9 protein-coding genes and 1 pseudogene are annotated in these 11290 nt (G+C 61.0%); 3 read left to right on the forward strand and 7 right to left on the reverse strand.

What is annotated here, in order from left to right; all coding sequences use genetic code 11:
• Window positions 1–65: 65 nt before the first annotated feature.
• The 6 genes and pseudogenes from ACR9ZC_RS08070 to ACR9ZC_RS08095 all read right to left on the reverse strand — a co-directional run bounded on the left by ACR9ZC_RS08070 (window position 66) and on the right by ACR9ZC_RS08095 (window position 7824).
• Window positions 66–1199 (reverse strand): IS110 family transposase, encoded by a 1134-nt coding sequence (locus ACR9ZC_RS08070; protein WP_481579917.1) that lies wholly within the window; start codon window positions 1197–1199, stop codon window positions 66–68.
• Between the two features lie 240 nt (window positions 1200–1439).
• Window positions 1440–1697 (reverse strand): annotated as a pseudogene (locus tag ACR9ZC_RS08075) (transposase); the annotation flags it as partial.
• Window positions 1698–1777: 80 nt separating this feature from the next.
• The gene (locus ACR9ZC_RS08080; protein ID WP_481579918.1) at window positions 1778–2485 is read right to left on the reverse strand and encodes a hypothetical protein; all 708 of its coding nucleotides are present in this window, start codon (window positions 2483–2485) and stop codon (window positions 1778–1780) included.
• 549 nt (window positions 2486–3034) lie between these two features.
• Window positions 3035–6337, reverse strand: coding sequence for a bifunctional diguanylate cyclase/phosphodiesterase (locus ACR9ZC_RS08085; protein ID WP_481579919.1), 3303 nt, complete (start codon window positions 6335–6337; stop codon window positions 3035–3037).
• 14 nt (window positions 6338–6351) lie between these two features.
• Window positions 6352–6807 (reverse strand): type 2 periplasmic-binding domain-containing protein, encoded by a 456-nt coding sequence (locus ACR9ZC_RS08090; RefSeq protein WP_481579920.1) that lies wholly within the window; start codon window positions 6805–6807, stop codon window positions 6352–6354.
• Between the two features lie 9 nt (window positions 6808–6816).
• Window positions 6817–7824: a hypothetical protein gene (locus tag ACR9ZC_RS08095; RefSeq protein WP_331566740.1), complete on the reverse strand. Its 1008-nt coding sequence runs from the start codon at window positions 7822–7824 to the stop codon at window positions 6817–6819.
• 354 nt (window positions 7825–8178) lie between these two features.
• Here ACR9ZC_RS08095 and yhdJ point away from each other — a divergent pair, with 354 nt between their 5' ends.
• From yhdJ to ACR9ZC_RS08110, 3 genes are all read left to right on the forward strand, one after another.
• Window positions 8179–9072 (forward strand): adenine-specific DNA-methyltransferase, encoded by an 894-nt coding sequence (gene yhdJ / locus ACR9ZC_RS08100; RefSeq protein ID WP_481579921.1) that lies wholly within the window; start codon window positions 8179–8181, stop codon window positions 9070–9072.
• A gap of 66 nt (window positions 9073–9138) precedes the next feature.
• On the forward strand, window positions 9139–9408 hold the full coding sequence (locus ACR9ZC_RS08105) for a MoaD/ThiS family protein (protein ID WP_481579922.1): 270 nt from the start codon (window positions 9139–9141) through the stop codon (window positions 9406–9408).
• A 30-nt stretch (window positions 9409–9438) separates the two neighbouring features.
• Window positions 9439–10641, forward strand: a complete 1203-nt coding sequence (locus tag ACR9ZC_RS08110; RefSeq protein ID WP_481579923.1) for a WD40/YVTN/BNR-like repeat-containing protein — start codon at window positions 9439–9441, stop codon at window positions 10639–10641.
• Window positions 10642–10666: 25 nt separating this feature from the next.
• On the opposite strand, the gene ACR9ZC_RS08115 is transcribed toward ACR9ZC_RS08110, so the two are convergent.
• Entirely contained in the window at window positions 10667–11170 is a 504-nt protein-coding gene (locus ACR9ZC_RS08115) for an Lrp/AsnC family transcriptional regulator (RefSeq protein WP_173259663.1), read from the reverse strand.
• Between the last annotated feature and the right edge of the window lie 120 nt (window positions 11171–11290).

Consider the following 11290-nt stretch of genomic DNA (forward strand, 5'->3'; position numbering starts at 1 on the left):
GCCGACGGAGCGCAGTCCCCGAGGCGATTCCGAGCGCACGGGCGACGTTGATCGGATTGCTTAGCCTAGTGCGGTTGCAGGGGCGTGAGTCCGGCTGCTTTTTCAGCCTCGTCGGGCGGACGGGTAGGCCCGTTTGACAAAACATTCGTCGTAGCGCACGATTCCCCCTGTCCGAGGACCACGCTAAATACCTGACTAGCAGCAGACGGTCGGCTATCCGTGGACTCGGGCATTTTCATTTCTAGGCCGCGTCGCGGCCTTTTGCGTTTTCGGCCGTCGACTATGTGTCCAAGACCACAACTTCGTCGATGCTCAACGCTTCGTGAGTCGAGTGTATCGGCGTCGCCTCGAGAGCCGCAATGGCCGCTTGCGCAGGTTTCCACAGCAACAGCCCGTTCTTCTCCCACCGCTCGATGATTTCTGCAGGTGTCGGAGCGCGACCTCAATTCGCTCATCACATTGCGCGACCTGGGTTTGGTCAAAATCGTAAAGTGCAAGCGCCTGGGTGAGTTCGAACACGTGCTCGGCTTGGTAGTGCCGATCAGCGAGTCGCGGATGGTTTCGACCGAGGCTTTGCAGCGCACGTCGCGATACCTGGCGAGGTTGTCGGCATTGCGTTCGCCGGCGACGATGGCGCGGATGATCTTCCTGCCGGTGGCACCGGTCACGTCCTCCACCACTTGATGCAGTTGAACGTTCATCAGCGTCAGCGCCTTCTGCATGTGCTGAATGTGGGACGCTGCGTATTCCAGCAGGCGCTCGCGCTGCCGAAGATAGGAGCGCAGCGTCGCCACGTCGTGGCTCGGGCGAAAGCTCGCTCTCAACAGACCGTAGGAGTGCAGCTTCTGCAGCCATTGTGCATCGTTCACATCCGTCTTACGCCCCGGCACGTTCTTCGCGTCGCGGGCGTTGACGAGGACGACCTCGAAACCGCGCGCCTCCAGGATATCGAACACCGGAATCCAGTAGACGCCTGTCGACCCCATCGCCACAGTGCTAATTCCGACCTGCTTGAGCCAGTCGGCAAGCTCGTGAAGCTCTTTCGTAAAACTGCGGAACGAACGTACGGGTTCGGCGTCGCGTTCGGGGCGGACCGCGACCACACGAAACTGCGCGCCAATGTCGATCGCTGCGGCGTGCGGATGAACTACGGAAATTTGCGCCGTGCTGCTGGCGCATCGGGACTTCGTTGTCGCCATATTCGCCCTCCGCCATCAGAATGGTCAGGTCGAAGGGCGGGACAGCGGGTTTGATCACCTTCCTGAACGGGATCGCCTTTCGGCGTCACCAATGCTGGGGCCGCATCGGTCCCTGGACCACGTTTTTTAACGGGATGAATCACCAAAAAGCGAACGGCCGCTCCCTTCAACGACGCTTAGTGTAGTGCTCCGCCCAGAGTTTCTGCCTTTGGGGCGGGGGGCGCGCCCCTTGGGGATGTTTTTTAATATATCGCGCTCCATCTTTAGGCGTGCGACTTCGGCGCGCAGCCTCGACAGTTCCATCTGCTCCGGGCTTACCGGCTTTGTGCCGGCCCCGCCAAGCTTGCCTTCCTGCTCAGCTTTCAGCCAGTTGGAAATCGACTGCGCCGGCACGCCCAGCGTCGCAGCCACCGCCGCAACGCTCTGGCCGGCTTTGACCAGCCGAACCGCTTCCAGCTTGAATTCGAGCGTGTAGCGCGCCCGCGTCGTCTTGCTCATCTTCTTGACTCTCCTTGCTTGAGTTTAAACGCTCAGCAAGGGATTCGTTTTGCGAGGGCAAGCTCATAGATCGAATCGGCTCATCTTGATTTCCCTATGTAGAATGAATCAATAAGTTTGCGCAGACCAAGATCAACTTCAACTGCATCGGCAAGCTCGCTGTTTTTCATGAAGAAATATGACAACGCCGCTCCCGTTTTTGTGTGAGCGACATGGTGGCAAACGCCGTCGCTCTCTTCGGTTTCATTTACATGGCAACGAAAAACGATCGGCTTCCCATCGACAATCTTTCTGTAATACTCGGATCTCGCCGCATCCGGTCCGACTTCAAACACTTCGAATCCATAGGGGCCGCGTGTCGGGCGCTGCTTGCGGAACGATGTGCGCACGTTATCGAATGCCTCCTCACTGGATGGAAACTTATCGAGAACGGCGACCTCATATATTCGGCAGCGAGCTCTGCTGAGCTTGAGGATGCATGCTCTCGTGTCGGGCCCAAAAGGTCTGAAGCCGGGGTGTACGACTCGCATCGAGACCAATTCTTGCGGTCCACCATTCCAATTGTCCGCTTTGAACAAATAGTTTCGCGGAATGCGATAGCGCGCACCCGCTAACTCAATTTCAATCGGCGTGGTATCCATGGAGCGGGAATCTTCCAGGATTGCGGCACGCGTGGTACACGTGAACATCAATGCAGCGCCAAGAGAAGAGGTAAGTAGCATCAACTTTGCTGGTCCACTCTTGCGCAATAGACGCCGGAAAAAGGAAAGCAAAGGCATGTTGGACATAGCCCTCCCTGATTGATCGAGCAAACTCGAAGCGCAAGCATCGCGCGGGAGCCTTAAAACGCTCGGCAAAACAGGGAAAAACCAGACCAAGAGAAGTTGCGGAGAAGCTATCGCCACAGCGAAATGTATTCGGCGGCCTACTGAAGACCGAGAGTTGCCGTTGCCGGACACCTGGCTTTTGCAGCTACTGCCGATGGCCTCATTACCTCGCGCGGCATATTCAGCGCGCCATCCCTGGTCATCGATAACGATCACCGTATCGCGGGCTGCGTCCGGAGCAGTTGTTCACGACCCGGCTGCACGCCATGTGGCTCGGTGCGCCGTCCCGAAGGGCGGATTACAAACCAGGGTCGGCTTACGATGAATTAAGTGCGGCCCCTCGTCCCTGGGAAGCAGATCAGATCAACGTCTTCTTATTGTTGCTCGGTGCACTCATCGACCTATGAGTCGCGCAGCACTACTGTCAGCCCAGAATGGAGTCCGCGTCGTCAGTCGCCCGCAATCGGGTGTGGAAAGAGTCCTGCCGCGCCTACCATATGGTCGGAGCGACTACGTAGCCGCCTCCCAATCATCCGCCGCTACAGGCGAAGCATCGGACCGATACCCCGACCGAGCCCGAACCCAATCCGCCTGATCCAACCCCAGTGCAAGCCACGTCGTAATCTCCCCAGGCGACACAGGCGTACTGAAATGAAACCCTTGAAACTCGTGACAACCCGTCTCGCGCAGGAAGCTCACCTGTTCCGGCGTCTCTACCCCTTCCGCAATGACGTGCATCTTCAACCGCTGCCCCAACGCGATAATCGCCGCAGCAATAGCCCTATCATTCGCATCGTTAGGCAGCTCACGCACGAACGACTGATCGATCTTCAACCGTGCCACCGGCAGATGCTTGAGCGCACTAAGGCTCGAATACCCGGTACCGAAGTCATCGATCGCGAGCTTCACGCCCATCCGTTCCAACTTCTCCATCGTCTCGATCGAGTGATCGAGGTTCTGCATCAACAGGCTCTCGGTCAACTCGAGCTCGAGATACTCTGGCGCCAACCCCGTATCGGCAAGTGCGCTGGACACAGCCTCCACCCATCCGGCCTGCATGAACTGCCGCGCCGAGACATTCACCGACATCGTAATCGGCGGCAGCCCCTGGTCCTGCCAGCGTCTGTTTTGCAGACACGCTTCGCGCAGCACCCAATCCCCGATGGGGATGATCAGCCCGGATTCCTCCGCAAACGGAATGAACTGCGCGGGAAGAATCGTTCCATCGGTCGGATGATCCCAACGCAGTAAAGCCTCCACACCGAACATCCGGCCGCTTTTCGCATCGATTTGCGGCTGATAGGTCAACCGGAACTCCCCACGAGCCAGCGCTTCGCCCAATTGAGCCTGATGAACCAGCCGCTCGCGAATGTTGTGATTCATCTCGGGCGCATAAAGCTGATAATTATTCCGGCCGAGCTCCTTCGCGCGATACATCGCCGCATCGGCATTCTGCAAGAGCGTTGTGGCGGCGTCCCCATCAGCCGGGTACATCGCTACCCCCATGCTGCATGTCACGTGATAGGACTGTCCCGCGAGCTCGACGGGCTCCAGAATCGCCTCGCGCAGCCGTTTGACGGTGGTTTCGATGGCACGCACGTCGTTGCGATCGCAGTCGATGACGAGGACGAACTCGTCCCCACCGAGCCGCACCACGGTATCCGTCGAGCGCACGCTGTTCGCCATCCGCACCGCGGTTTCCCTGAGTAGATCGTCGCCCGCGCTATGCCCGAGGCTGTCGTTGATGAGCTTGAAGTTATCGAGGTCGACGAAGACCACCGCCACGCTGCGCTCATATCGCTGCGCTTGCAGCATCATCTGTTCGAGCCGGTCCGACATCAGCGTGCGATTCGGCAGTCCGGTTAGCGCATCGTGCGTCGCCATATGGCGGATGCGTTTCTCCGAAGCGGTGCGCTCGATCGCAATGCCGGCCAGACGGACGGCGAGCTCGGCCGCTTGCGATTTGCCGTCGATCGGCTCTGCGTCGCCGCTGACGAACAACGCGAGGGAGCCGACCGCGCGCCCATCGTGGCCCAGGATCGGCAGCGCGCGGCAATGGGTAAAGGCCACGGCGGAGCCTGCGAGCGCAAGCGCGATGCGCGGTTCGCTGAGGCTCCGGCTCACTGGCTCGCAAGAGTAGACGGGCAGGGTGGCGGGGCTGGCATCGGGGCCGATGGGCTCGCCATCGACGAGCGCGGCGAAAGCGGGCGGCAGGGTCGGTGCAGCGCCGAGCCGCACATGTGTGCCGTCGTCGTCGCGCAGCATAATGGCGCCCGCGCAGCGCGAGATCTGCGATTGAAGCACCCGCACGATCGAATCGAGGACGTCCTCCAGCGGTGCGCTCGTCGCGATCATCTCGAGCACGCGAATCTGCTCGGCCCGTCGCACCTCCGCATGTTTGCGCGATGTGACATCGCGCACGATGGCAACGAGGCCGTCGTCCACGCGCACCACTCTGCGATGCAACCAAAGACGCGCGCCGTTCTCGCGTGTTTGCATCCATTCGTGCTCTTCGAAGGTATCGCTACGATAAACGGCTGCGAATTCGTCGCGAATGCGTCGCGCGTCGGCGCCTGTGAACAGCGTCTCGGGCGATATGCCGAGCGCATGTTCGCGACTTTTCCCGATGAGTTCGAGCCCGCGACGATTGACCTCGCGCAGCACGAAACTGAGTTCCATCGTAGAACCAAGGGCGCGCGATCCATCATGCGAAGCGCGCGAAACGAGGTCCCAGACGAAGAACGCATCGAGGCTCGCTTCGGATGCGACGAGGTAAGTCTGCTCCAACCGCCGCGCGCGGCTGCGGCTTTTGGCGAGCTGCCGGCTCTTCAAGCTCAAACCAGCGGTCAGCATCAATACGAGCACACTGACAACAGTCAGCGCACGCAACTGATTGCTGCGATCGCGTTGGAATCGCTCGAATTGTTCGGACTGCGAAAGACCGACTACCACGATAAGCGGGAACCCACGCAGCACACGTACTTCGGTGAAGCGCTTCGTTCCGCCATCCCAGGGCCGAACACCGAGCGATGCGGTCGATCGCGTACTGAGCGCCGACTGCGCAATGGTTTGCCCCCAGTCCACCGCGTCCCCATGCTGCATGACGCGCATGGCGCCATCTTTGCCTAGCAATGCGAGCACGCCATCGCCGCCGATTCGAGCGAAGTCGTAACCGCTCGTGAAATACGATGGATCGACGGCGAGCATGACGATGCCGGCGAAACGCCCGGACGCATCTTCCAGTGGCCGGCTGAAGATGATCTCCGCCGCCCCGGAACGGGGATTGCGCTCCGTGCGACCGACATAAAGCTGATCCGCGTTGCCGCTCTTGCATTGCAGAAAATACGGCTGCGCTGCCACGTTCGCGTTCGTGCCGCGCTGGGTGCTGGCGACGATATTGCCGCGCGCATCGGTCATCGCCATGCGGAAGACGATGGGTGACGGCAGCATGGCGCGATCTTGCAGTTGCGAAAGCGCTGCATGGCCGGACATCGTGTACGCATAAGCGACGGTCTTCAAAGTCTGATCGATCGCTTCGAGGCTGCGAACGACCTGCGCCTCATATGCATCGGCCAACCCGCGCGCGAGCTGCGTCGCCGTTTGCGTCGTGGCCTCGCGCTCGTGCTCGAGCAAATGCAGCGCGCCGACCCAAGCCGAGCCGACCAGCAAGAGCGCGAAGAGCGGAAACAGAAAATAATCTTCGGCTATCCGCCGGCGCAGGGACGCCACGATGCGGGCAACGCGCGAGCCGGCGCGCGCGGAATGCGGCGCACCGTCGCGGCGGATTTGAACGGAGGCGTTTTTCATGCTCATGTCTTCGCCTGATGTCAGCGCAACACGAGCACGGCTTTCACGCTGGGATCGAGTTCCTGCTCGTCGATATAACCCAGTGCGTTCGGATGATCGGCTATGAACCGCTTGATCGTGGCCACATCGTTGAACACGCGCGGGGGCTGCGCGCTGCCCGTGAAGATCAGCTTCGACCAGTAGGCGCGCAATTGCGCCGGCGATTTTCCGGTGACGATCTCATAGAATTCGCTGCGGTTGGCACCGGTGTCCGCTTGATCGAGCGGAATGGCTTCGGTGCCATCGGGCAGTTGCGCCGTCCGTGCCAGATAGATATCGGCGACTTGGGATTTCGTCAGCGTCGTAACCGGGCTTTTGTGCGAAACGATGACGATGAGGTGAGCTTCGCATATCGGCGTCAGGCACAACGAACCGCACAAGCCGAAGAAGGCCTTGAGCAGCAGGGCTCGCAACGGTCGGATTCTCGAGGCGTGCATGGCTGGGCCTCAGAATACGAAATCGACCGCCGCGGTCACGACGTTCGCGCTCGGCCCCAGATGGAATCCCGGCCCGAAATTCGTGAACCACCCGGTGGAATTCGCCGGTGCCGAAACGTGGTCGTACTGCACTTTCAAGTCGAAATTCTTGGCGAAATCCCAGCGCACGCCCGCCGACAGATCCCGCTCTCCGAAATTCATGTTCGGGACGGCTGTCGTATGGTCGAGCGAATGCGCTTGCGCATAGGTGACATAGGGCGTCACTCGAGCAATGCGCACGCCGGCCGTCGCATAGCCGCCGATGTATCCGGGCGAAAGGCCGGTGGCGGTTTGACGGGCGATCTCGGCTTGCACGAACCATTGGGACATATCGAGGCTCACCCCTGTCATGTAGACCGTGGTCGACGATAGTGGCCCAAAGGGCAACTGCAAATGCGCGTGCATATAGGCAACGCGCCAGGTAAGGGGGCCGCGCTCGATCGTATCGAAGAGCCCCAGCACGCCTGTCCCTCGGGCGCGGAACGGGCCCGGCGTGTGAAAAGTCGTGGTGCCGGCGATGACGCGAATCGTATCCGTCACGCTGCCGAAGTGCATGCGGTACGATGCGTCGATTCCGTCGCTGCTCGTCACGGGTTCGAGGTTATACAGCGCGCGCGGCACTCTGACCCACGGCAGGGCGTATCCGACTTCGCTGTAGTCCGCAGCCAGAAAATTCGGCATCTCGACGCGGCCCACGCGGACATTGAAATCCGGAGTGAACGCGTAATTGATGTTGGCCCAGACCAGCGTGGGCCGAAACCTCGACGCATAGTCTTCGCGTGCGACGACTTGCACCAATGCGGAGATTTTTTTCGTCAGATGGGCTTGCAGCTGCAGGCCGAGTTTCGAATCGTCTTCGAAATCGACATTGCGGCTGGCGCCGGCGCCGGAGGCCTGAAACTGGTTGGACGCGAAGTCCGCGGTGGACAGGCTCGAATGGGTGGCTGCGAAAGTGCCGAAACCGCTCAGGGCAAACATTGAAGGGTCGTCCTGCGCGCGTGCATCGGACGCGCTGCAGGCGATTGCCGCGGCGCATATCAGAGACGTCGATGCGAATCGAGCCCGTTTCAATGTCATGGAGTTTGCCTCCCGCCGGAGATTTCAGAGGCTAGATGTCGCCGGCTTGCTTGACCTTCTCACCCTCGCTACATGCTGCCTACGGCAGTTAGCTTGTTTACGGAACAAAGCGCGTAAACTTGAGTCCGCTGTTTCCCCAGGGTGCCCGGGGCGAACGCCGGGGAGTCCGATGCATCGTGGGGTGAGCGGCCCAGTCTCCTTGTTAAGATGCGCGTCAACTTGTCAAACCAGCCTTCCAACGAGGTTGATAGCCATATGGGATCGATCGAGACATTCGAGGGTGACGATGCAACCGTCTTTCATGGCGACTGCCTCGACGCTTTGGGCAGCATTGCCGACGAGTCGATCGATCTGATCTTTGCGGACCCGCCGTACAACATCGGCAAGCAATTCGGCGAGTTCAAAGACGCCTGGTCTTCCGACAAGGCCTATGCCGAGTGGTGCTACGAGTGGCTCGATGCCTGCATCCGCAAGCTGAAGCCCACCGGCAGCCTCTATGTCATGACGAGCACACAGGCGATGCCCTATCTCGACCTGTGGCTGCGCGAACGCATTACGATCCTGTCGCGAATCGTCTGGCATTACGACAGCTCGGGCGTGCAAGCGAAGAAGCACTTCGGCTCGCTGTACGAACCGATCCTCTTTTGCGTCAAGGACGCCAAAAACTACACCTTCAACGTGGCCGATATCGAAGTCGAAGCGCGCACAGGCGCCGTGCGCAAGCTGATCGACTATCGAAAGGATGTCCCCACGCCATACAAGACGACGAAAGTTCCGGGCAATACCTGGTACATGCCGCGCGTGCGGTACCGCATGCCGGAGTACGAAGCGCATCCGAGCCAGAAGCCCGAAGCGCTTCTCGAGCGTATCGTCAAAGCCAGCACGAACCCCGGAGATACCGTGCTCGATCCGTTCGGCGGCACGTTCACGACGTGCGTCGTCGCCCAACGGCTCGGACGTCGCTCCATTGGCATTGAACTCCAGGCCGATTACGTAAAAATCGGCCTCCGCCGGCTCGGTATCGCTACGCATTTCAATGGGGAGGCGCTGCGGCCCGTGGAGAAGACCCGCGTTCGCAACAACCGTAATGGCGTAAAGGGCGGCGCAACCGCTGAGGACCCAACGGAGTCGTTCGACGCCAATATTTGATTGAGCGCATCCCGGGCCTGCTCGGTACTACACTTAAGCACCCCACCTAAGAAGCGCGCCACCCCCATGGCACACCTGTTCTTCGCCGCCTCGATTCAGCGCCATATTCCGCTGCCCGAGCGCGACGTTGCGGCCGGCACGGTCGACGAAGCGTTGGCTGCCGTCTTCGCCGACGAGCCGCGGCTGCGCGGGTATATTCTCGACGACCAGGGCGGACTGCGCCGGCATCTGGCCGTGTACGTCGACGGCAGGCCGGTGCGCGACCGCCGGCACCTCTCGGATGCGGTCGGCGCCGAGAGCCGCATCTACGTCGTGCAAGCGCTCTCGGGCGGCTGAGGCAGGCGGATAAAAACGGAGACAGACATCGTGAATCGAGATCGCTTGATCGTCGGGACCCGCAAAGGGCTGTTCGTTTTCGAAACGGACGGCGCCCGCCCCGGCCGATGGAAGCAAGCCGAGCATCATTTCGTGGGCGAACCGGTAAGCTCGGCGCTGGCCGATCCGCGCGACGGCACGCTTTACGCCGCGCTCAATCTCGGCCATTTCGGTGTGAAGCTGCATCGTTTGGCCGCCGGCGAGTGCGAATGGCAGCCCTGCAACACGCCGGTTTATCCGGCGCAGCCGGAAGGCGCCGAGGCATCCGCATCGGCGCCAGCCGCGCAAATGGCTGGTCGGGACGATGCGCTCGCCGAGGCGGGAAGTGCTGCCGCGTCCGCGGTCGGCGAAGCCGTACCGCCTGTCCAGGAGCCGCTTTGGTCGCTCGAACAAATCTGGACACTGGAGCCGGGTAGCCCCGACGAGCCGGGCACGCTCTGGGCCGGCACGATCCCGGGCGGGCTGTTTCGCTCGGACGATGGCGGCGAAAGCTGGACATTGAACCATGCGCTCTGGGACCGCCCGGAGCGTCGCGAGTGGATGGGGGGCGGTTATGACCACGCGGGCATCCATTCGGTGCTGATCGACCCGCGCGACAGCCGCCATGTGACGGTGGGCGTTTCATCGGGAGGCGTCTGGCAAACGGCCGACGGCGGTGCGACGTGGCGTGTCACGGCACAGGGCATGGAGGCCGACTATATGCCGCCGGAGCGGCGCGGCGAACCGAATGTTCAAGACCCGCACCGCGTCGTTCAGTGCAACGCCGCACCGAATGTCCTCTGGACGCAGCATCACTGCGGAATTTTTCGCTCGACCGATGGCGGCGAGCGCTGGACGCGCATCGAAGCGCAACCGTCGAGCTTCGGTTTCGCCGTGGCCGTACACCCGCAAGACCCCGATACGGCTTGGTTTGTCCCGGCAGTGAAGGATGCTTGCCGTATTCCTGTCGATGGCGCCTTCGTCGTCACGCGCACACGCGATGGAGGCCGCACGTTCGAGCGCTTCTCCGAAGGCCTGCCACCGGCGCCCGCTTACGATCTGGTCTATCGGCACGGGCTGGCGATCGACACCCGGGGCACGAGGCTGGCGATGGGTTCGACGACGGGCGGTCTATGGACTTCCGACGACGCGGGCGAGACCTGGCACGAAGTCTCCGTGCACCTGCCGCCCGTCTATCACGTGAGCTTTGGCTAGAGATGCGCGCCACCTGCTGCAGGGCTTACGGCTCGACCAGCGTCAGCCCCGCCGCCGGCAACGGCAGCGCCGTTTTATAGCGCACCTGCTTGAGCGCAAAGCTCGACCGGATGTTCGACACACCGGGAATGGTCGTCAACCGCTCGATGATGAAGCGCTCCAACGCGCGCATATCGGGCATCACCACTCGCAATAGATAGTCGGCGTCCCCCGACATCAGATAGCACTCCATGACCTCGGGCTGCTCGGAGATTGCCTGCTCGAACCGCCGCAGCGCATGTTCGACCTGCTTTTCGAGGCTGACCTGAATGAACACATTGATGCTCAGGCCAAGCGGCTCGGGATCGAGCAGCGTCACCTGTTGCTTGAACAGCCCGAGCTTTTCGAGCGCACGGACGCGATTGAAGCACGGCGTTGGCGACAGGTTGACCGAGCGCGCCAACTCGGCATTCGTGATCCGCGCGTTCTGTTGCAGTTGGTTGAGGATGCCGATGTCGATGCGGTCGAGGCGCCTCGTATTCGTGGTCATAGTCGAAACATTCCGGAATCGATCGATAAAACAGAATATTTACACTATCCGAAGAGGAATTCACAGTTAGAACAAACGCAAATTCTGCACGATGCCGGGTACGATGATTCCCCATCGATG

Source organism: Trinickia sp. HAY1-2D, from assembly GCF_056754935.1.

Bases quoted from the DNA above. Each gene is read 5' to 3' on its own strand.
- ACR9ZC_RS08070 (WP_481579917.1), bottom strand. From the start codon at position 1,199: ATGGCGACAACGAAGTCCCGATGCGCCAGCAGCACGGCGCAAATTTCC.
- ACR9ZC_RS08080 (WP_481579918.1), bottom strand. From the start codon at position 2,485: ATGTCCAACATGCCTTTGCTTTCCTTTTTCCGGCGTCTATTGCGCAAG.
- ACR9ZC_RS08105 (WP_481579922.1), top strand. From the start codon at position 9,139: ATGGCACACCTGTTCTTCGCCGCCTCGATTCAGCGCCATATTCCGCTG.
- ACR9ZC_RS08095 (WP_331566740.1), bottom strand. From the start codon at position 7,824: ATGTTTGCCCTGAGCGGTTTCGGCACTTTCGCAGCCACCCATTCGAGC.
- ACR9ZC_RS08085 (WP_481579919.1), bottom strand. From the start codon at position 6,337: ATGAGCATGAAAAACGCCTCCGTTCAAATCCGCCGCGACGGTGCGCCG.
- ACR9ZC_RS08090 (WP_481579920.1), bottom strand. From the start codon at position 6,807: ATGCACGCCTCGAGAATCCGACCGTTGCGAGCCCTGCTGCTCAAGGCC.
- ACR9ZC_RS08115 (WP_173259663.1), bottom strand. From the start codon at position 11,170: ATGACCACGAATACGAGGCGCCTCGACCGCATCGACATCGGCATCCTC.
- yhdJ (WP_481579921.1), top strand. From the start codon at position 8,179: ATGGGATCGATCGAGACATTCGAGGGTGACGATGCAACCGTCTTTCAT.